The sequence below is a fragment of the Rhodococcus sp. PSi06 genome, assembly GCF_054960675.1.
The window spans coordinates 25,299-45,557 of sequence record NZ_JBHNYO010000003.1 but is presented as its reverse complement, the minus strand read 5'-3'; the positions used below and the strand labels follow the sequence as shown (position 1 = coordinate 45,557).

Genomic DNA, 20,259 nt, shown 5'->3' with positions numbered 1-20,259 from the left:
CAACAGCAGGCATCCGGGGGGATCTTCATGACACGCGCCGACATCCGTCCATCGGTCGGCCCACTGCCGTCGACCACCGCACCAGAGGTGAACCGTCGAGCATCGGGTACTCATCCGGTGTTCGCGCAGGAAGTGTGCCGGGTGACGGTATTGGCCCGATCCACTCAGGTGGACATGGCGCTGCCTGTCGACGTTCCGGTCTCCCTGCTGGTCCCGGGAATCATCGACATGATTGCCGGAGTGGAGCCTGCGGAACGACCCCGAAGAGCCGGAGTGGAGCCTGCGGAACGACGCGGGTTGCACGGTGTGGAGCCTGCGGAACGACCCCGAAGAGCCGGAGTGGAGCCTGCGGAACGACCCCGAAGAGCCGGAGTGGAGCCTGCGGAACGACCCCGAAGAGCCGGTGTGGAGCCTGCGGAACCTAGCTCGAGGTCTGGGGATCCCGGGTCCGAGGGCATGCCCGTGGCGTGGACGCTTGCGCGTATCGGCCGGCCTCCGCTGGCACCGACGGCGACGTTGGCCGAGCTGTCGGTCCGCGACGGTGAGTTACTCGTCTTGGGCGTCGCCGATCGGCCTGTGCCGGTTCCGCTGTTCGACGATTTGATGTATTCCGTTGCCAGCGCGGGCAGTGACGACGTGCCGCACTGGACTGCGAACACTGCGCGCACCGTGGGTTCGGTCATCACCGCAGCGATGGTGTTGTTGGCGTGCGCAGTGGTGTTGCGCGCGCCGATCAGCGCGGGCGCCGAGAACGTCGGCGATCTCGTGGCAGGACTGGCGGTGATCACCGTGTCGATTCTCTTCGCGATCGCAGGGGTGATTCTGGGGCGGGTGTATCGGCAGGACGCGGTGGCGGTGCTGTTGGGCGGGTGCGCCGTTGCGCTGATGTTCACCGGCGGAACTCTGCTCGTGCCTGGACAGTTCGGTGCGGCGCAGGTGATGTTGGGTTCGGCCATGGCTGGCGCCACTGCCTTGCTGTCCCTGCGCATCGGCGGAACCGGCTTCGCGTTGTTCACCGCCGCTGTCGTGCTGGCGTTGCTGACGTTCCTCGCGGCGGTGTGCACGCTGTTCACCACGCTTCCGCAACCGTCGATCGGTACCGCAGCGGCCCTCATCGGTCTCGCGGGAATTGCTTTTTCCGCGCGCGTGTCGATGATGCAGGCCAAACTACCGCTCCCACCGGTTCCCACTGCGGGTGCACCGTTGGACACCGTGGAGGAAGCCGAACTCGACGCGATCTCGTTCGAGGATCTGCAGGAGTCCGCAGCGCGAGCCAGAAAATACCTGACCGGTCTGCTGATGGCGTTCACCGTCGTCGTCGTCGCGGGTGTGCTCGCTGCAGCGGCCGACGAGACCGGCGGCACCCAGTGGCCTGCAATTGCGCTCGCGGCCCTGTGCGCTCTCGTCCTGCTACTGCGCGGTCGCACGTATGCAGTTGTGGCACATGCTGTTCCGCTGGTCGCAGGCGGAACGACCATCGGTCTGTCACTGCTCGTCGGCGCAGTGATCGCGCTGCCCGAACACGGACTCACGTTGTTCGGAGTGACCGTGGCCGGAGCCGCGACGGCATCGATCTTCGGCGCATTCGTGCCGACAAGGACCTACTCGCCCGTGATGCGCCGATCGGCCGAGCTTCTCGAGTACGCCGTCATTGCCCTGGTCATCCCGATCGCCGTGTGGGTGTGTGGGCTGTACAGCGTCGTCCGCGGTCTGTGACGCCGCGTATGCGGCACACCATCGCCCTCGCTGTGCTGACCACTCTGGCTGTGTTGTCGAACGCAGTTTTCGGCTTGTCTCCAGCTCGTGCCGAACGCCCCGTGATCGATCCCGCTCAATTACCCGAACCGAGCGCTCCCGCCCCGCTCGAGCCCACGGAGCAGAAGAACGCCTGCACCCTTCCGTCCGAGACATCCGACGCGCAAGAAGTGCCGACCGCACAGAAGGCGCTCGACTTCGCTTCGGTCTGGCCCATCACCCGCGGTGCCGGTCAGCTGGTTGCCGTCATCGACACCGGCGTCACGGCGCATCCGCGGTTGCCCGGCCTGATTCCGGGTGGCGACTACGTCAGTGCGGGCGACGGATTGTTCGACTGCGATGCGCACGGCACCATGGTCGCAGGTCTGATCGCCGCGCAGACCTCGCCGGGCAGCGGATTTGCCGGCGGCGCGCCGGACGCACGCATTCTGTCGATTCGCCAGTCCAGCAATGTGTTTCAAATTTTCGACAACCGCCCCGAGGAGGAGAAGTCCGCCGAACCGGAGAACGCCGCGGGCTACGGGAACGTGCGCACGATGGCCATGGCAATCAGAACCGCGGTGGACTCCGGGGCATCGGTCATCAACATATCGGAGGTGGCCTGCGTACCCGCCGGAGGCGGTGTGGCCGATGGTTCGCTCGGGGCCGCGGTGCAGTACGCCGTCCGTGAGATGAACAGAGTCGTCGTTGCCGCAGCGGGCAACCTGGGCAGCGCAGCCTGCCAGGCGCAGAATCCGCGCACCGACCCCCTTCGGCCCGACGCAGATCCATGGAACGGCTTTGCAACGATCGCGACCCCGGCCTGGTTCGACGACGTTCTCACGGTCGGTTCTGTCGAAGCGGATGGCACGCCGTCCTCGTTCAGTCTCGCGGGTCCATGGGTCGACGTCGCCGCACCGGGCTCGAACATGACGTCGCTCTCGCCGACGGGCAGCGGATTGGCGAACGGCACTGCGGGCAACGACGGCGTAAACCCTATGTCCGGAACGAGTTTCGCGGCACCGCTGGTAGCTGCCGTCGCTGCTCTGGTGCGTGCCCACCGCCCCGAACTGACGGCGCTCGAAGTGATGGACCGAATCGAGCGAACGGCCCACGCGCCGGCCGAGGGATGGAACCCGTCGGTCGGTCACGGCGTCGTCGATCCACTGGCCGCAGTGACCGATCTCGTGGTGCCGGCTCCCCCGGCCGTGCCTGCCGAGAGTGTCGCTATGAGCGCGCCACTCCCACCCCCTGTACCGGATCATCGCCCGCGGACTATCGCGGCGACAGGTTCGATAATGGTCGCGGTAATTCTGGCGGTCGGTCTGGCGCTGTCGGTACCTCTGCGACGACGGAGTCCGCCGGACTGAGTGTCGCTACTTCGACGGAAGTGCTGCGGCCTGTGGGTCGGGAGCAATCCCGTCGTGCATCGTCAGAGCCTGGCCGCGCCCGAGAGTAGGACCGGTGCCGAGTAGTTGCAGGATCGGCCACGGCGCGGGGGCGGGTGGCCCGAACCCCAGCGCCGACGCGGCTTCGCTACCGTCGATTCCGTAGCGAACCCCGGTGTCGGCCACGAAGAACAAACTGTCCTGACGGGTACTCGATGTCGAGATTCCGGTGCCGCGGACGAACCCGCCGCTGCCCGGTGGCAGGAAGACCTGGTCCACTGCGTCGCCGCCGCCATCGGCTTGAGCCAGGGTGACCGGCTGCGCGCCGGACTCGAGCGGCAGCCCGCGGCCGGCGGACTCCACGAGTCGAGCCGACGGCCCACCGTCGGCCACCGCGAGCGGTTCCCAGGTCAGACAGTTCACGGGCCGCTCACCGATGTCGACGATCACGGGAGTAGTCGGCGGAAAGGTCGAAACCGACAGTCCCACCGATGTTTTCGGCGCAGCGCGGAGAACATCGGGGTTGATCGCCGCGATATCAGGACTTCCCTGCGAGTCGGTGAACTTGATGAGCAGGGCAGCAGTTTCGCTGATTGCTTGAATTCCGTCCTCGAGCACCACGTAGTACTGGACGTCGCGACCGGCGACTTTCACGACCGAACCGATCGGTCGACCGTCGAACGGGAACTGCGCAAGCTCGCCTGCTCGGGGAATGAACGGTGCCGCGACGGCCGGTGCCTGCGGCACCGAATTGAGTAGACCGGCACTCACCGGCGACGGTGTGGCGTCCTCCAACCCGAGTGCACGAACCACTGCCCGATCGGACAGATCGACCGGAGACTTCGTGCCGTCGTGGACGAGGTATGCCATTCCGTTCGAGGTCCACAGAAATGCCTCGTTGTCGGCAAGTGCGGTTGCAGTGTCGCCGTACCGAAGGTCGCCCGCGACGACCGTGGTGGAGGTGACCCCGGCGATCGGATCGAGTGTGTCGCACACAGTCCATAGTTCGGCTCGGCCGTCGGCATCGTGTGGCAGCGCAGACGGTGCACCGGGAATGCCGACCAGCGCTCCGCGGGGCCTGGACGCAAGCTCGGATTCCTTGACCGTCAGCGGGTCGTCGGGCTTGCCGACCACAAGCCTGGCCGACGCGAGATTGAGGACCGGATGGAACACGTCGTCCACCTTCACGAACATGGCAGCCGAATCCTTGCCGACCACGATCGAGGCGTCACCGATCTTGTCCTGCGGCCGAAACAATGCAAGCGCAGCACATCCCGCCAAACCGATACATGCGACGACGACACCGACCAGCAGCGCACGGGACTGCGACTTCATCGGATCGTGCAGCATTCGGGCGTCACGTCTGATCAGAGCATGTTCCATGCGGCGAACGAGAAAGCGGTAGCCGCCAACCTGCCACTTCGTTGTGGGCGTGGACGCCACAGTTCCTCCCCAGGATCGATCGGACCCGATCCCCATTCGGGTCAGGCGACACAGTACAGTTCGTCCGCACACCTCGGCGACCGCATCGGCGGCGATCGATCGGTGTGCACCTTCGGGGGGAGGGTTCGAGATGGCACGTTCGGGTTCGGTGGGGATCGGCCGAATGGCGACGCCTGTCGCAGTGCCCGCGCTCCGGCGCGTGATCATCGCCGAGATCGCTGCCGTAGCAACGTCTCTGGTGCTGCTCGCAGCGCAGGTGCGGCCCCTGTGGGCATTGGTCGCTGCCGCCGCGGTGGCGCTCGTTCCGTTCGCGACCGTTCGTCGCAGACCGATCATCGACTGGTTCCGGGTCCTGTGGAGATTTCTCGCGAACCGCTTCCCCGATATCGGTGTGACGACCGATCACGACGACCTCGCGGGCCGATCCGTCGGTGTTCACTGGCAGCGCAACACGGTCACCTGTGTCATCGAGATCCACCCGCCCCAGCACGTGACGACGGTCCTCGGCAGAGCGAGCGCAGACACGCCGTACTCGGTTCCCATCGAGACGCTGGCGTCGTGTCTGCACCAACACGACATCGTTGTCTCGTCGATCGACATCACCGCACTCGGGTTCCGCAGCTCTCAGGGTCATGCCGCCACCGAGGTGTACGAGAGCCTCATCGGTCCGCTCCCCGCTGTGGCGACGCGGACGGTATGGGTGGCAGTGACTCTCGACGTGCGGGCCAATGCCCGGGCAGTGGAGGCCCGAGGAGGAGATCGGGCGGGGGCGGCACGCACCGCCGTCGTGGCCACGACACGCGTCGCGCGCGCTCTGCAGGCCGAAGGTTCGAACTCGCGACTGCTCTCGAGTGCAGAACTTCGGTCGGCGGTATTGCACCTATGTCGGAGCGTGGGTACGGACGATCTGACCCAGACGTGGACGACGGCACCGTTGCCGGGCGTGTCCAGCGTTGGATTCGGAATCGACTTCAGCTCGACAACTGCCGAGGACATCGCCCTTCTGTGGTCGACTCGGTCTCTGGGAACGACGTTGACTTTCCATCTGGAGCCGACCCGCGATATCGGAAAGCTTCGCGTCAGTGGATCGTGCCGGTTCGCCGCCCGAGCCTCAGTCGCGAAACCTCCCGTCCGCAGAATGACCTCCATGAGCGGAAGCCAACGGGACGGCATGTTCGCACAACTACCGCTGGCCGTACCCGGACTGAAGTTCTTGTCTCCCAACAGAACACTCGACGTTTCGCGGCTCGACGCCTTGCACCTTCCGGTGAGCGGTTGCGGCCAGCTTCTGGGTTCCGACGCAGCCGGACACGGTGTTGCGATGCGACTGTTCGGACCAGGTCTCGTCCGAGTCCGGATTGCCGGGGAACTCTATCTGGCTCAGCAACTACTGTTTCGCGCGATCGCTACCGGAGCCAAGGCACTCGTTCGCACCGACCGTCCGCACGCGTGGAGGTCGCTCGTCGACTCGATAGGTGCCCCCGATCGCCTATCGGTCGACGGCCACACGATCCGTTCACGCTCGTCGTACGACGTGGTTCTGATCGACTTCGCGAACGAATCGGAACCGACCGACCAGCAGGCACTCCCGGGGGTGACCGTCGTGTCGTTGTTCGAGCACGTGCCGCGCGACGACGAAACCGAACGTGCACCGGGCCTGCTGCGCCCGCAATGGGACGTGTCGATAGTTCAACCTCATGCGTCGGGCGATCGGATCCGGGTGCTCTCGGGTCAGCTCGACGTAGAGCTGACCCTGGTGACAATTCCTGAGGAAACGGCGTTCATCGGTCGACCGCGAAGTCTGCGTTCGGCCGTGCGCGCCTGACGGATCCTCAACCTGGATAGTCGCTGTGCTGTCGTGCGTCGCCCACTGCGCCGGCCCACCACTCGACTTGATCGAGTAGTCGCCCCAAGGCGTCGACGGCAGCGGCGTCGTCGATACCACCCTGGTCGTCGAACCGCTTCCGTACACGATGCAGCGATACGGCGTCGCGAACGGACACCATGTGCAATTCCGCAGTGATCTGTCGCAGCTGCTCGGTCGCTCTGATGCCACCGCCGAGCCCTCCGTAGGACACGAAACCCACCGGCTTGGCGCGCCACTCGTACTTCACGGTGTCGAGTGCCGTCTTCAGCGATCCAGGAACGCCGTGGTTGTATTCGGGTGTCACTAGCACGAACGCGTCGCACGCCCCGATCGTCCTGGTGAAGCGCTCGGTGTCGTCGTTCGCGATCAGGCCGGCGGGCAAATCGAAATCGGCCAAGTCCACCTCGACCACCTCGATCGTCGAGCGCTGCGCTGCAACGCTGCGGACCCAGGCCGCGACGGTAGGGCCTACGCGCCCGGCGCGGACGCTACCGACGACGACCGCTAGTAGTATCGGCTGCATCGGTCCGACAGTAGCCCGGGTCGCGATGTGTCAGCCCTCTCCCCCGCAGCATCCGTCGGCCGAAATCGCTGTGCGCGTCTCTCGAGTGGCCAGGTTTCGCGCGGCCAGCATGTCGGACGGCGGATAGTCGACGCGAACCAACGAGAGCCCGTGTGCCGGGGCCACCGTCACCTCGCTGGAGCGTTCACGTCGACTCAGCAGAGAGCGCGCCCAATCCGCTGTGCGACGTCCTTCTCCTACTGCCTGCATGGCACCGACGAGGCTGCGAACCATCGACCAACAGAATGCATCGGCGCTCACGTACGCAGTGAGCCGATCGCCGTCGCGCTCCCAGTCGAAACGCTGCAATTCCCGCACCGTGGTGGCACCCTCGCGCCGCTTGCAGAAAGCCGCGAAGTCGTGCAGCCCCAGCAGCGCCGATGATGCTTCGCGAATCGCCTCCAGGTCGATGGGCCGCGACCAGGACACGACCCCGGCAACATCCAATGGGTCGACTCCGTAGAGCGCTGTGCCGAACCGGTACTCGTAGTGACGGCGGTAGGCAGAGAAACGTGCGTCGAAGTCCGGCGAGACCTCGGTGATGGATCGAACCCGGACGTCCGAGGGCAGGAAGCGCGCCATTCTTCGGATCAGCCGGTCGTGTTCGTCCGGCACACCGACTGCGTCGAAATGTGCCACCTGACCGCTCGCGTGCACACCCGCGTCGGTTCGGCCGGCGACCGTCAGCTCGATCGGCTGGCGAAGCACAGTCGAGAACGCTTCTTCCAGCACTCCGCAGACCGTGCGGATACCCGGTTGTCGTGCCCAGCCCGAGAAGTTCGTGCCGTCGTAGGAGATATCGAGTCGCACACGGACGACCCCGGTGGACCCTGGTGACAGACGCACGAGCCCGTCACCCCTAGGGGTGACGGGCTCGTGCGTGGAACGTTGTTCCTCGGGCACCTGAATCAGGCGTCGTGGGACTTCTGCTGTGACTTGGGCAGCGAGTAACCCGCTGCTTCGGCGTCAGCCTCGGTGGCGAACCAGATCTCGGGAACAGTCGACTCGTAGAAACGACTTCCGGGAGCGTGGTACAGCATCGAGTCGGCGTTGCCCTTGATCGGGAACCCCTCGGGCTGGCTACCATCTTCGAGTACAGCGTGGCTGCCGGCAGCATCCTCGGCGTTGGACGCATGCGCGTCCTTGTCCTCGATACCGTCGACCACTGCGTCGGCGTTGGCGACCTGGGCATCCGTTGCGTCGGCTTCGACAGCCTCGACGACGTTGTCCGCGGACGACTCGGCGGCGGGAGCAGCCTTCGATGCCTTCACGCGACGTGCGCGGTCAGCTTCGTTGGACACCGTCTGCTCGTTGACGAGCTCGATGATGGCCATCGGCGAGTTGTCACCCTTGCGGGGGACGGTCTTGATGATGCGCGTGTAGCCACCGTCGCGATCGGCGAAGAAAGGCCCGATCTCGGCGAAGAGCTTGTGCACGACATCTTTGTTGTTGATCGTCTTGAGAACCTCACGACGATGCGCCAGATCACCCTTTTTGGCGTGGGTGACGAGCTTCTCGGCGTGGGGACGAAGGCGCTTGGCCTTCGACTCGGTGGTGGTGATGCGGCCGTGCTCGAAGAGTGACGTCGCCAGGTTGGCCAGGATGGCCTTCTGGTGCGACGCCGACCCGCCGAGACGGCGGCCCTTGGTGGGCTTGGGCATGATGAATCTCCTAGTAAGAGCTCCAGCGAGCTGATTACAGCTGTTCTGTCTCGGCGTAGTCCTGCTCGGCACCTTCGGTGTCGCTGAAGGAGCCGGCGTCGGTGTCACTCCACGTACCCGTGGTGGCGTCGTAGCCAGGCACGGTGGTCGGATCGAACGACGCGGGGCTGTCCTTGAGAGAGAGGCCGAGCGAATGCAGCTTGACCTTCACCTCGTCGATGGACTTCTGCCCGAAGTTACGGATGTCGAGCAGATCGGACTCGGTACGACCAACCAGCTCACCGACGGTGTGAACACCTTCGCGCTTGAGGCAGTTGTAGGAGCGGACTGTGAGGTCCAGATCCTCGATGGGGAGTCCGAACGAAGCGATGTGATCGGCCTCGGCTGGCGAGGGTCCGATCTCGATGCCTTCTGCTTCGACGTTCAGCTCACGGGCGAGGCCGAAGAGCTCAACCAGGGTCTTGCCCGCCGAAGCGAGCGCGTCCCGCGCGGTGATGGAATTCTTGGTTTCCACATCGAGAACGAGCCGATCGAAGTCGGTGCGCTGTTCGACGCGGGTGGCTTCCACCTTGTAGGTGACCTTGAGCACGGGTGAGTAGATCGAGTCGACCGGAATACGGCCGATCTCGGCACCCGACGCCTTGTTCTGGACGGCGGGGACGTAGCCGCGACCGCGCTCGACGACGAGCTCGATCTCCAACTTGCCCTTGTCGTTCAGGGTCGCAATGTGCAGATCAGGGTTGTTCACCGTCACGCCGGCCGGGGGAACGATGTCGCCTGCGGTGACAGCGCCGGGGCCCTGCTTGCGGACATACATGGTGACCGGTTCGTCTTCTTCGGAGCTCACGACGAGGCCCTTGAGGTTCAGGATGATGTCGGTGACATCTTCCTTCACACCGGGGACCGTAGTGAATTCGTGGAGAACGCCGTCGATACGGATGCTGGTGACAGCAGCGCCGGGGATCGACGAGAGCAGGGTGCGGCGGAGCGAGTTGCCGAGTGTGTAACCGAAGCCGGGCTCGAGCGGCTCGATGACGAATTTCGAGCGGTTGTCGGCGATGACCTCTTCGGTCAGCGTCGGGCGCTGTGAAATGAGCATTGTGTATTCCTCCTGTACGGGCGTCCGCTATTTGACGCCCACGTGTGGAGGCGAAGACGCATGTGAGCCTCGCGGGGAGACTCACATGCGTGCTGCGCCTTACTTCGAGTAGTACTCGACGATGAGCTGCTCCTGGAGCGGCACATCGATCTGTGCGCGCTCCGGCAACCTGTGCACCAGGATGCGAAGACGGTTGGGAACGACCTGCAGCCACGGTGCGACCGGACGATCGCCGTAGCTCTCACGGGCGATCTGGATCGGCAGGGTCTGCGCGGACTTCTCACGGACATCGATGATGTCGTACTGCGAGACGCGGTAGCTGGGAATGTCGACGCGCTTGTTGTTCACCAGGAAGTGACCGTGCGTGACCAGCTGACGGGCCTGACGACGTGTCCGTGCCAGTCCAGCGCGGTAGACGACGTTGTCGAGGCGACTCTCGAGGATGGTCAACAGGTTCTCGCCGGTCTTGCCGACGGTCTTGTTGGCTTCCTTGTAGTACAGACGGAACTGCTTCTCCATGACGCCGTAGGTGAAGCGGGCCTTCTGCTTCTCCTGCAGCTGGAGCAGGTACTCGCTCTCCTTGATACGCGCGCGGCCGTGCTGGCCCGGCGGGTAGGGACGACGCTCGAACGCTTGGTCGCCTCCGACGAGGTCGACGCGCAGACGACGCGACTTGCGGGTGATAGGACCGGTATAACGTGCCATTTTCTAAACCTTTCCTTCCCGCTAGACCCGACGCCGCTTGGGCGGACGGCAGCCGTTGTGCGGCTGAGGGGTGACATCGGAGATGGTGCCGACCTCGAGGCCAGCGGCCTGAAGCGAGCGGATAGCGGTCTCGCGGCCGGAGCCGGGACCCTTGACGAAGACGTCGACCTTCTTGACGCCGTGCTCCTGAGCCTTACGCGCAGCGTTCTCGGCTGCGAGCTGTGCGGCGAACGGAGTCGACTTACGCGAGCCCTTGAAGCCCACGTGTCCCGAGGACGCCCACGAGATGACGTTGCCGGCGGGGTCGGTGATCGACACGATCGTGTTGTTGAACGTGCTCTTGATGTGCGCAGATCCGTGCGGGACGTTCTTCTTGTCCCTGCGACGCGTCTTCTGCGTCTTCTTCGGACCGGTACCGCGTGCTTTGGGGGGCATTACTTCGCCTTCTTCTTGCCGGCAATGGTGCGCTTGGGTCCCTTACGGGTACGCGCATTGGTCTTGGTGCGCTGTCCACGGACGGGCAGACCACGACGGTGGCGAAGACCCTGGTAGCAGCCGATTTCGATCTTGCGTCGGATGTCGGCCTGAACCTCGCGGCGCAGGTCGCCCTCGACCTTGAGGGACTCGTTGATGTAATCGCTGAGCTTGCGCAGATCGTCGTCGCCGAGATCCTTGCTGCGCAGGTCGGCGCTGACGCCGGTTGCTGCGAGAATTTCCTTGGAGCGGGTACGGCCGACGCCGTAGATGTAAGTCAGTGCGATCTCCATGCGCTTTTCGCGCGGCAGATCCACACCTGCGAGACGTGCCATGTGGCATTCCTTTTCTTGTCCGGAGGTCTGCTCCCAGTCCGTCCCCTGTGTCCTTCTCACCGCAGGGGTGACAAGCGTCTTTCAACAAACTCAGTGGGGCCCCGGCCTCCGTGCCGGGGGTATGCCGCAACGCGTGTGTCGCGGTTGGTGCTGGGAGGTCATCTTCTAGCTGTTGCCAAGCCGACGTGCGAAAAGCTCGGTGGTTATCCCTGACGCTGCTTGTGACGCAGGTTGTCGCAGATCACCATGACGCGTCCGTTACGACGAATCACCTTGCACTTTTCGCAGATCTTCTTGACGCTCGGCTGAACCTTCACGTCGTTGATCTCCTGTGTGTAGCTCGGCTCCGCTGCGGACAGCGGTTCCCAGCATGGTTCCCCCCGACCGGACGTGGCCGGGGAAGCTCTTACTTGTAGCGGTAAACGATGCGTCCACGCGTGAGGTCGTAGGGCGAAAGCTCCACGACGACGCGATCCTCGGGAAGGATGCGGATGTAGTGCTGACGCATCTTTCCGCTGATGTGAGCGAGTACCTTGTGGCCGTTCTCGAGCTCAATGCGGAACATCGCATTGGGCAGTGGTTCGACTACTCGGCCCTCTACCTCGATAGCACCGTCTTTCTTGGCCATATCCTCCGCGATCCTGGCTCTCACACCTGGTTGATTGCATCTGTTTCCGTTACCGTGATGCCTACTGACCGGCTCGCGTGAACGAGACGGCGTGTCGCCGGACAGCTCGCGGGCCACTGAGGCACGCAAACATCCGGTACGCAGCACGCACCGTCGGTCAATGTTACCGGCAAAGCCCCGGGTGGCCAAATGGATGCGCTGCGCAGGCCTTGACCTGCGTCGCAGCGCAGCGACCGTACCGATGGTCAAGGCGAACCCGAGATCCTAGGGGCGCAGTGTGAGGATCCGCGGCCCGTCCTCGGTGACAGCAACCGTGTGCTCCCAATGCGCAGAGCGCGACCCGTCGGTCGTGACGACAGTCCATCCGTCTTCCAGGATGTCGGTGTCGTAGGTCCCGAGAGTCAACATCGGCTCGATCGCGAGGGTCGATCCGACCACCAACTCAGGACCCTTGCCCGGCGCACCCTCGTTCGCCAGGAACGGATCCATGTGCATCTCACGGCCGATGCCGTGGCCGCCGTAACCGTCGACGATTCCGTACTTGCGGCCGTGCGCCTTCTCCGCCGCATGGGTTCCGGACTCGATGGCGTGCGACACGTCGGTCAACCGGTTACCGGGAAGCATTGCCGCGATACCGGCTTCCATCGACAGCCTCGTCGCCTCGCTCAGCATCGCATCGGCCTCGATGATGTCTCCGACACCGAATGTCCATGCCGAGTCGCCGTGCCACCCCTCGAGCACGGCACCGCAATCGATCGACACCAGGTCGCCTGCAACCAGAACCTCGTCAGCGGACGGGATGCCGTGCACCACTCGATCGTTCACCGAGGAGCAGATGCTCCCGGTGAAGCCGTGGTAACCCAGAAACGACGGAACTGCCCCGGCATCGCGAATCACGGCTTCGGCAACTCGATCGAGCTCGAGTGTCGACACACCCGGAACCGCTGCGTTTCGCACAGCAACCAACGCAGCACCCACGACCGCGCCGGCGGCCGCCATGGCGTCCAGCTCACCCGCGCTGCGGAACGGAACGACTTTGCGTTTACGGCCGAACGCCATTACTTGCCGTGATCCTCGATGGACTTCAGCGCGCGAGCATTGACCTCGTCTACCTCACCGATGGCGTCGACCGTGACCAGCTCGTCGGCGTAGTAATCGAGCAACGGTGCCGTCTCGTCCCGGTACACCTTGAGGCGGTTACGGATGACGTCCTCTTTGTCGTCCTCACGACCGCGCGCCAGCATCCGTTCGACAACGACGTCCTCGTCTACGACGAACGACAGTACGGCGTCGAGCTTCGCGTTCAGATCGGACAGGATCTCCACGAGTGCTTCGGCCTGACCGACCGAACGCGGAAATCCGTCGAGTAGAAAACCGTTGACAGCGTCGGGCTCGGCGAGGCGACTGCGGACCATGTCGACAGTCAGCTCACTGGGAACCAGATCGCCGGCGTCGAGATACTTCTTCGCTTCCAGCCCGAGCGGCGTCTTCTCCCCGATGTTCGCGCGAAAGAGATCGCCCGTCGAGATGTGCGGCACGCCCAGCTTCTCGGAGAGGAGGACGGCCTGAGTGCCTTTGCCGGCACCGGGGGGACCGAGCAGAACAAGTCTCACTTGAGGAACCCTTCGTAGTTACGCTGCATCAGCTGGCTTTCGATCTGCTTGACGGTGTCCAGGCCGACGCTGACCATGATCAGTACGGCAGTTCCGCCGAACGGAAGGTTCTGGCCTCCGCCCGAGCTGCCGATGTCGAGGAACAGATTCGGAAGCACGGCGATGGTGCCCAGATATATGGAGCCGGGCAACGTGATGCGACTGAGGACGTAGTTCAGGTAATCGGCTGTCGGCTTGCCCGGACGGATGCCAGGAATGAATCCGCCGAACTTCTTCATTTCGTCGGCGCGTTCCTCGGGGTTGAACGTGATCGCCACGTAGAAGTACGTGAAGAAGACGATGAGCCCGAAGAAGATCGCGATATAGACGGGGTTGGCCGGGTTCACCAGGTACTCGTTGATGATGCGCTGCCACCAGCTGGGATCCGCCGCGGTGCTCGCAGAGGTGAGCTGTGCGATCAGATTCGGCAGGTAGAGCAACGAGGAAGCGAAGATCACCGGGATGACACCGGCCTGGTTGACCTTGAGTGGAAGGTAGGTCGAGGAGCCGCCGTACATCTTCCGGCCCACCATGCGCTTGGCGTATTGAACCGGAATACGACGCTGGCCCTGCTCGACGAAGACGACACCGGTGATGATGAGGAACGCTGCGAGGCAGACGAACCCGAACACCAATCCACCGCGGCTCTCGAGGATCGAGTTGCCTTCGGATGGGATACGCGAGGCGATACCGGCGAAGATGAGCAGCGACATTCCGTTGCCGACACCGCGCTCGGTGATGACCTCGCCGAACCACATCACCACAGCTGCGCCGGCAGTCATGACCAGCACGATGATGACGAGGCCGAAGATCGACTGGTCGGCGATGATGTCCTGCTGGCATCCCTGAAGCAGCTGGCCCCGCGAGGCGAGGGCCACCAGGCCGGTCGCCTGCAGGATGGCCAGTGCGATCGACAGGTAGCGCGTGTACTGCGTCATCTTGGCCTGGCCCGACTGACCCTCCTTGCGGAGTTCTTCGAACTTGGGGATGACGACGGTGAGCAGCTGCACGATGATGCTGGCGGTGATGTACGGCATGATGCCGATCGCGAACACCGAGAGCTGAAGGAGCGCTCCACCGGAGAACAGGTTGATCAGCGAGTAGATGCCCGCCGAATCTCCACCGGAGACCTGGTCGATGCATGCTCGGACATTGGCGTAGTCGACACCCGGCGACGGCAGCGTTGCACCGAAGCGATACAGGGCCACCAGACCGAGCGTGAAGAGGATCTTCCGTCTCAGGTCAGGAGTCCTGAGGGCCGACACGAAGGCGGAAAGCAAAGATCCTCCTGGCACGACTGCGTTGACGCCGCAAGTGCTTCACCGAGAGCGACAGGCGCTCCCGTGAGCCTCACGAGCATGGACTGCGGACGACATGCGTCGACCGCATCGATACGAACTTCTCGGAACTCTAGAACTCTAACAGTGCGTATCGAACGGCCCGACGGTCAGTGTTGGACCCTGGCCGTTCGGTCGGCACACACGACATTGCGTGTAGGCAACGATGGCCGCAGCTCAGCTGCGAGAGCTGTGGCTGCGGCCATCGTCACGAACTGTTGCTCGATGCGCTGTTACTCAGTACATCGAATACTCAATGCATCGAAGCAGTGCTCATACCTCGGTTGCAGAACCGCCGGCAGCGGCGATCTTTTCCTTGGCCGAGCCCGTGAACTTGTTGGCCGAGATATCGACCTTCACGGTGAGGTTTCCGTCTCCGAGAACCTTGACGAGCTCGTTCTTACGAACAGCTCCCTTGGCGATCAGCTCGGGGATGCCGATCTGACCACCCTCGGGGAACAGGCGCTCGATGTCGCGCAGGTTGACGACCTGAAACACGACGCGGTTGCGGTTGGTGAAGCCCTTGAGCTTCGGGAGCCGCATGTGGAGGGGCATCTGGCCACCCTCGAAGCGTGCCGGCACGTTCTTGCGTGCGCCGGTTCCCTTGGTACCGCGACCTGCGGTCTTGCCGCGCTTGCCACCTTCACCACGGCCGACGCGAATCTTCGTCGACTTGGATCCGGCTGCGGGGCGCAGGTGGTGCAGTTTGATGGTCATGGTTAGACCTCCTCAACAGTTACGAGGTGGCGCACCGTGTTGACCAGTCCGCGGTTCTGCGGGTTGTCCTCGCGGACGACCGTCTGACGGATGCCCTTGAGCCCGAGAGTACGCAGGCTGTCACGCTGGTTCGCCTTCTGGCCGATGGTGCTCTTGATCTGAGTGACCTTCAGCTGAGCCATTACTTCACCGCTCCTGCCTGTGCGCGTGCGCGCAGCATTCCGGCGGGTGCAACCTCTTCGAGGGTCAGGCCGCGGCGAGCCGCGACTTCCTCTGGACGCTGCAGACCCTTGAGGGCTGCGACGGTCGCGTGCACGACGTTGATGGCGTTGTCGCTACCGAGCGACTTCGACAGCACATCGTGGACACCGGCGCACTCCAGCACTGCGCGCACAGCGCCACCGGCGATGACGCCGGTACCGGCGCTGGCCGGACGCAACATGACGACGCCGGCTGCGGCTTCGCCCTGAATGGGGTGCGTGATGGTGCCGGCGATCATCGGGACGCGGAAGAAGCTCTTGCGTGCTTCCTCGACACCCTTCTGGATGGCCGCGGGAACTTCCTTGGCCTTGCCGTAGCCGACGCCGACCAGTCCGTTGCCGTCACCGACGATGACCAGGGCGGTGAAGCTGAAGCGTCGACCACCCTTGACCACCTTGGAGACACGGTTGATCGTGACGACCTTCTCGATGAAGTTCGACTTGTCCGCAGCGTTTCCGCCACGGCCGTTGTCACGACGGTCACGACCCCCGCCACCGCGGTTGTCGCCGCGCTGGTTGTTGTCGCCACCTGCGTTGGGGCCACTGTTCTGTCCGGCGGGGCCGCTTCCGCCGTCACGCCGTTGACGTCCCGGCATCAGGCTGTCCTTCCGTTGTCAGTCATTGTCATCATCAGAACGTCAACCCGCCTTCGCGGGCAGCGTCTGCGAGTGCCGCGATGCGGCCGCTGTAGTTGTTGCCGCCGCGGTCGAACACGACTGCCTCGACGCCGGCTGCCTTCGCACGGCTGGCGATGAGCTCGCCTACCTTCGCGCTGACGGCCTTCTTGTCGCCCTCGAGTGCGCGCACATCGGCTTCGATGCTCGACGCGCTGGCCAACGTGTGGCCCGCGAGATCGTCGATCAACTGCACGTGGATGTGACGCGAGGACCGGTTGACGACCAAGCGCGGACGCTCGGGCGTTCCGGAGATCTTCTTGCGAAGGCGGAAGTGACGACGTGCCTTCGACAGGCGACGCTTCGTCGAGACGTCGGTGCCGCGCGGGGTGCGCTTGACGACGTTCGCCTTGTCTGCTGTTTGCTGGCTCATATCACTTACCCGTCTTTCCGACCTTGCGGCGGATCACTTCACCCTCGTAGCGGATGCCCTTGCCCTTGTACGGGTCCGGACGCCGCAGACGACGAATGTTGGCAGAGATCTGACCGACCTTCTGCTTGTCGATGCCGACAACGGTGAATCGCGTGGGCGACTCGACCGTGAACGTGATGCCCTCGGGTGCTTCGATCAGCACGGGATGGCTGTAACCGAGTGCGAACTCGAGGTCTTTGCCCTTGAGTACGACGCGGTAACCGACGCCGTGAATCTCCATCTTGGTGGTGTAACCGTTGGTGACACCGGTGATGAGGTTCGCAACGAGTGTGCGCGAGAGGCCATGCAGCGAGCGGCTCTTACGCTCGTCGTCCGGCCGGGTGACGGCAATGGTGCCGTCGTCGGCGCGAGCGATCTTGATGGGCTCGGCGACTGTGAGGCTCAGGGCACCCTTGGGGCCCTTGACCGCTACGTCCTGGCCGTCGATGGTGATATCGACGCCAGCGGGGACTGCGACCGGCAATTTTCCAATACGTGACATGGTGTGGCCTCCCCTACCAGACGTAGGCGAGGACTTCTCCGCCCACACCCTGCTTGGCAGCCTGACGCTCCGTGAGCAGACCGGTGGACGTGGAGATGATCGCCACGCCCAGGCCGCCGAGAACCTTGGGCAGATTGGTGGATTTTGCGTACACCCGGAGACCGGGCTTGGAGACGCGTCGCACGCCGGCGAGGCTGCGCTCACGGCTCGGGCCGTACTTCAGATCGACGATGAGGGTCTTGCCCACCTCGGCGTCTTCCGTGCGGTAATCGGAGATGTAGCCCTCGCGCTTGAGGATCTCGGCGATGTTCGCCTTGAGCTTCGAGTGGGGAAGCTTCACCTCGTCGTGGTACGCCGAGTTGGCGTTGCGCAGACGAGTCAAGAAGTCTGCAATTGGATCGGTCATCGTCATGGTGTGACCTGTGCACCTTTCTCGCAGCGGTTCCCATGCAGCACGCGCGGGCTGGTGCCTGTGGGTTCCGGAGAACCCGTCGGGCCTGGCTCGTCACATCGTGGGCCTACAGCGAAGTGAACATGTCCTGACCGACTGTTGCCGGTCAGGGGTTGCGCTCCAAGCAATGCATCGCTGCACTGCCAGGTGTTACGAGCTTCCGCATGTTCAATGCTGACGTACGGAGAACTCGAGGTTGCGTTTGTTGTAGCAAGGACTCGCGTGCAGGCACGACGAAGCCCGGGCAACCGCTCTAGTGTAGGGAACCGGGTGCCATTCTCAAAATCGATCGTGGTAGTGCTCGAGGAGCACCCCGCGCAGACACGGACGAGTTCGTGGGTTCGATGCAGTAGCCTTCCGACATCATTCCATCGCTCCGGGGGGTTCGATGCGTACAACTGATTCCAGTGCCGAGACGGTCGGCGTCCGACCATTGCCGGGTTCGTCCCGCACGACGCTGTGAGAGCCGATCCGGACCGCATCCGTCGAGCCGCAGCCCGAATGTCCGGTCTCGCCGATGCGCTCTGGGACGACATCGACCTCATCCGCCGAGACGCCGACGAGTTGATGGAGTCCTCCTGGACGGGCAATGCGGCCGATTCCCATGCAGTTCTGTGGGCGGAGTGGGTCGATTCGGCTCGGAAGATGTGTGGCGCGCTGACCGAGGACGCTGCGCTGCTCGATCGCGTTGCAATCGACTACGCCGCAGCGGACAAGAAGATCGACGCGCACCTGATGGATTCCGGCCTGCGGTTGGACCGTTGATGGCACGCTATGTCGCCGATGTCGAGCGGATTCTCGCTCTCGTCGATCGCGCGCATGTAGTTGGAGCCACGATCGAATCCGCTATCGCAGGTGTCGAGCGGGAGGTCAACGATCTCGGCATCGAATGGGAGGGCGAAGCGGCCGAGGCGCACCGCTCGAAGCACGAGCTACTCCGGCAGGAACTGAACGATATGCGAACCGCGCTCGCCCAACTCGGCTCGCTGGCACGAGGCGCCCATGATCGCTACCGCGCAGCCGTGGACCACAACAAGCGAATGTGGCCCTGATGGCCCCGATCAGCGTCGACCCGGACATCCTTGCCGATGCGGCTTCCCGGTACGGCAGCGCCAAGACCATATCCAGCGGCGCGATAGCGGCACTCGCCGCGGAACTCGACCGCAACTGGGGCTGCGCAGGCACCGACAACGCCGGAAAGTCTTGGGCAGACAGTTACGATTCCGCGGCATTCGACGCAGTCACCGCGGGGACCGACATCACCAATGCGTTCGGCAAACTTCATGATCTGCTGGCGGCAACCGGCGTCAACCACGCCAACGCGGAGAATGCGAACACCGTTCCGCCGCCCCCACCGCTACCCGCTCCCCCACAACTTCCTCATACGGATACACCGCGCTTCGACGGTTCCTACGGCGGCGACACCGACGCTCCGATGGGGTGGGGCCTGATCACGCGATGGCTACAGGGCCACATGTGGGCCAACGGCGATCCGGACAAGCTCCGGGGTCTCGGAAGCGCGTGGCGCACCGCCGCCGAGGGGCTACGCCGAGCGAGCGACGCCACGAACTCCGCATGGACCGACATCGAGGACCTTTCCTCCGACGAAATTCCGCAGGTCCTCGCCCAGATGGACGGCGTCTACATCGCTGCGCAGAACACCGCCGACCAATTCGACACCCTTGCGAGCGCTTGCGGCGAATGGGCCACCACCATTCAGGAGGCTCACCAGAGCGTCATCGATATCGTGGGGACGGCCATCGTTGCCGGCACGATCGCCGGTGCAGTTGCCGGCTTCTTCACACTCGGCGTGGGAACGGTCGCCGTTACCGGCGCGACGGGCAGCGTCATCGCCGGAAGTGTCATCGCCGTCCTCACCGGAGTGGAAGCGGCGTCGGCAATTGCCGTCGGTGTCACCGTGGCAACCGGGGCGGCGGCCATTGGAATCGCATCGGACGTGCAACCGCTCCTACAAGCAAGTCCGACGACTTTCAACGCGAATACTGGTGGAGGTAGTTGGCATTACAATCCTCCGCCAACAAGGGATCTTCCAGGCATACCTAACGCAAAATTAGCAAAAAGAATGAACCGGCGGACGCGTTGGGTCGACGAGAAAGGAAACATCTACGAGTGGGATTATCAGCACGGCGCGGTCGAAAAGTACAGCAAGAGCGGTAAACATTTGGGGGAATACGACCCCAATACTGGCGTTCAGACGAAACCCCCAGATCCAACCAGAAGGCCAGGTCGATGACTAATCGGCTCCGACATCTGGATTGCTCGAACCTGACATGACGCTGGGTCACAACAGCTCCGAAATGAACCACAACAGTAGAATATACACTCGAAAGGAGAACG

25 protein-coding genes are annotated in these 20,259 nt (G+C 63.8%); 6 read left to right on the top strand and 19 right to left on the bottom strand.

From position 1 onward, the window contains the following. Positions 1-27: 27 nt before the first annotated feature. The gene (eccD, locus tag ACFI9K_RS04940; RefSeq protein WP_462662485.1) at positions 28-1,716 is read left to right on the top strand and encodes a type VII secretion integral membrane protein EccD; all 1,689 of its coding nucleotides are present in this window, start codon (positions 28-30) and stop codon (positions 1,714-1,716) included. An 8-nt stretch (positions 1,717-1,724) separates the two neighbouring features. Beyond that, positions 1,725-3,104 (top strand): type VII secretion-associated serine protease mycosin, encoded by a 1,380-nt coding sequence (gene mycP, locus ACFI9K_RS04935; protein ID WP_462662736.1) that lies wholly within the window; start codon positions 1,725-1,727, stop codon positions 3,102-3,104. A 6-nt stretch (positions 3,105-3,110) separates the two neighbouring features. Here the strand turns inward: mycP and eccB are convergent, their stop codons facing one another. Next, complete coding sequence (gene eccB, locus ACFI9K_RS04930) at positions 3,111-4,565, bottom strand: type VII secretion protein EccB (protein WP_462662484.1); 1,455 nt, start codon at positions 4,563-4,565, stop codon at positions 3,111-3,113. 130 nt (positions 4,566-4,695) lie between these two features. On the opposite strand from eccB, the gene eccE reads away from it, so the two are divergent. Further along, entirely contained in the window at positions 4,696-6,390 is a 1,695-nt protein-coding gene (gene eccE, locus ACFI9K_RS04925) for a type VII secretion protein EccE (protein WP_462662483.1), read from the top strand. A gap of 7 nt (positions 6,391-6,397) precedes the next feature. Here eccE and ACFI9K_RS04920 read toward each other — a convergent pair whose 3' ends face one another. From ACFI9K_RS04920 to rpsH, 18 genes are all read right to left on the bottom strand, one after another. Further along, entirely contained in the window at positions 6,398-6,955 is a 558-nt protein-coding gene (locus tag ACFI9K_RS04920; RefSeq protein WP_462662482.1) for an NADPH-dependent FMN reductase, read from the bottom strand. A gap of 30 nt (positions 6,956-6,985) precedes the next feature. Beyond that, positions 6,986-7,840, bottom strand: coding sequence for a tRNA pseudouridine(38-40) synthase TruA (gene truA / locus ACFI9K_RS04915; protein ID WP_462662481.1), 855 nt, complete (start codon positions 7,838-7,840; stop codon positions 6,986-6,988). Positions 7,841-7,902: 62 nt separating this feature from the next. Continuing rightward, the gene (gene rplQ / locus ACFI9K_RS04910; RefSeq protein ID WP_462662480.1) at positions 7,903-8,655 is read right to left on the bottom strand and encodes a 50S ribosomal protein L17, sunset domain variant; all 753 of its coding nucleotides are present in this window, start codon (positions 8,653-8,655) and stop codon (positions 7,903-7,905) included. A gap of 34 nt (positions 8,656-8,689) precedes the next feature. Further along, positions 8,690-9,754, bottom strand: a complete 1,065-nt coding sequence (locus ACFI9K_RS04905) for a DNA-directed RNA polymerase subunit alpha (RefSeq protein WP_032376654.1) — start codon at positions 9,752-9,754, stop codon at positions 8,690-8,692. A gap of 99 nt (positions 9,755-9,853) precedes the next feature. Beyond that, complete coding sequence (gene rpsD / locus ACFI9K_RS04900) at positions 9,854-10,459, bottom strand: 30S ribosomal protein S4 (RefSeq protein ID WP_222084134.1); 606 nt, start codon at positions 10,457-10,459, stop codon at positions 9,854-9,856. Between the two features lie 21 nt (positions 10,460-10,480). Then, a complete protein-coding gene (rpsK, locus tag ACFI9K_RS04895; protein ID WP_019663574.1) occupies positions 10,481-10,894 on the bottom strand; it encodes a 30S ribosomal protein S11 in 414 nt (137 codons plus the stop codon). Beyond that, positions 10,894-11,268, bottom strand: coding sequence for a 30S ribosomal protein S13 (gene rpsM / locus ACFI9K_RS04890; protein ID WP_057475660.1), 375 nt, complete (start codon positions 11,266-11,268; stop codon positions 10,894-10,896). The genes rpsK and rpsM overlap by 1 nt, the downstream gene beginning before the upstream one ends. 203 nt (positions 11,269-11,471) lie before the next feature. Then, a complete protein-coding gene (gene rpmJ / locus ACFI9K_RS04885) occupies positions 11,472-11,585 on the bottom strand; it encodes a 50S ribosomal protein L36 (protein WP_025347279.1) in 114 nt (37 codons plus the stop codon). Between the two features lie 89 nt (positions 11,586-11,674). Continuing rightward, positions 11,675-11,896: a translation initiation factor IF-1 gene (gene infA, locus ACFI9K_RS04880; RefSeq protein WP_005140011.1), complete on the bottom strand. Its 222-nt coding sequence runs from the start codon at positions 11,894-11,896 to the stop codon at positions 11,675-11,677. Between the two features lie 264 nt (positions 11,897-12,160). Next, positions 12,161-12,955 (bottom strand): type I methionyl aminopeptidase, encoded by a 795-nt coding sequence (gene map, locus ACFI9K_RS04875; protein ID WP_222092853.1) that lies wholly within the window; start codon positions 12,953-12,955, stop codon positions 12,161-12,163. Further along, entirely contained in the window at positions 12,955-13,509 is a 555-nt protein-coding gene (locus ACFI9K_RS04870) for an adenylate kinase (protein WP_462662479.1), read from the bottom strand. Before ACFI9K_RS04870 ends, map begins: the two co-directional genes overlap by 1 nt. Next, positions 13,506-14,828 (bottom strand): preprotein translocase subunit SecY, encoded by a 1,323-nt coding sequence (secY, locus tag ACFI9K_RS04865; RefSeq protein WP_462662478.1) that lies wholly within the window; start codon positions 14,826-14,828, stop codon positions 13,506-13,508. The genes ACFI9K_RS04870 and secY overlap by 4 nt, the downstream gene beginning before the upstream one ends. A 330-nt stretch (positions 14,829-15,158) precedes the next feature. Next, positions 15,159-15,602, bottom strand: coding sequence for a 50S ribosomal protein L15 (gene rplO, locus ACFI9K_RS04860; protein WP_027496326.1), 444 nt, complete (start codon positions 15,600-15,602; stop codon positions 15,159-15,161). Between the two features lie 2 nt (positions 15,603-15,604). After that, positions 15,605-15,784, bottom strand: a complete 180-nt coding sequence (rpmD, locus tag ACFI9K_RS04855) for a 50S ribosomal protein L30 (RefSeq protein WP_008718256.1) — start codon at positions 15,782-15,784, stop codon at positions 15,605-15,607. Further along, a complete protein-coding gene (gene rpsE / locus ACFI9K_RS04850; RefSeq protein WP_032365630.1) occupies positions 15,784-16,458 on the bottom strand; it encodes a 30S ribosomal protein S5 in 675 nt (224 codons plus the stop codon). The genes rpmD and rpsE overlap by 1 nt, the downstream gene beginning before the upstream one ends. Before the next feature lie 34 nt (positions 16,459-16,492). Then, positions 16,493-16,909, bottom strand: a complete 417-nt coding sequence (gene rplR, locus ACFI9K_RS04845) for a 50S ribosomal protein L18 (protein ID WP_032365631.1) — start codon at positions 16,907-16,909, stop codon at positions 16,493-16,495. 1 nt (position 16,910) lies between these two features. Beyond that, positions 16,911-17,450: a 50S ribosomal protein L6 gene (gene rplF / locus ACFI9K_RS04840; protein WP_027496323.1), complete on the bottom strand. Its 540-nt coding sequence runs from the start codon at positions 17,448-17,450 to the stop codon at positions 16,911-16,913. Between the two features lie 13 nt (positions 17,451-17,463). After that, positions 17,464-17,862: a 30S ribosomal protein S8 gene (gene rpsH / locus ACFI9K_RS04835; RefSeq protein WP_008718266.1), complete on the bottom strand. Its 399-nt coding sequence runs from the start codon at positions 17,860-17,862 to the stop codon at positions 17,464-17,466. A gap of 498 nt (positions 17,863-18,360) precedes the next feature. On the opposite strand from rpsH, the gene ACFI9K_RS04830 reads away from it, so the two are divergent. Genes ACFI9K_RS04830 through ACFI9K_RS04820 form a run of 3 tightly spaced genes read left to right on the top strand, consistent with a single transcriptional unit; the run spans position 18,361 to position 20,155 of the window. Continuing rightward, positions 18,361-18,666 (top strand): WXG100 family type VII secretion target, encoded by a 306-nt coding sequence (locus ACFI9K_RS04830; protein WP_462662477.1) that lies wholly within the window; start codon positions 18,361-18,363, stop codon positions 18,664-18,666. Beyond that, complete coding sequence (locus ACFI9K_RS04825; protein WP_037176582.1) at positions 18,666-18,953, top strand: WXG100 family type VII secretion target; 288 nt, start codon at positions 18,666-18,668, stop codon at positions 18,951-18,953. The genes ACFI9K_RS04830 and ACFI9K_RS04825 overlap by 1 nt, the downstream gene beginning before the upstream one ends. Then, a complete protein-coding gene (locus tag ACFI9K_RS04820; RefSeq protein WP_462662476.1) occupies positions 18,953-20,155 on the top strand; it encodes a colicin E3/pyocin S6 family cytotoxin in 1,203 nt (400 codons plus the stop codon). The genes ACFI9K_RS04825 and ACFI9K_RS04820 overlap by 1 nt, the downstream gene beginning before the upstream one ends. The last annotated feature ends 104 nt before the right edge of the window (positions 20,156-20,259 follow it).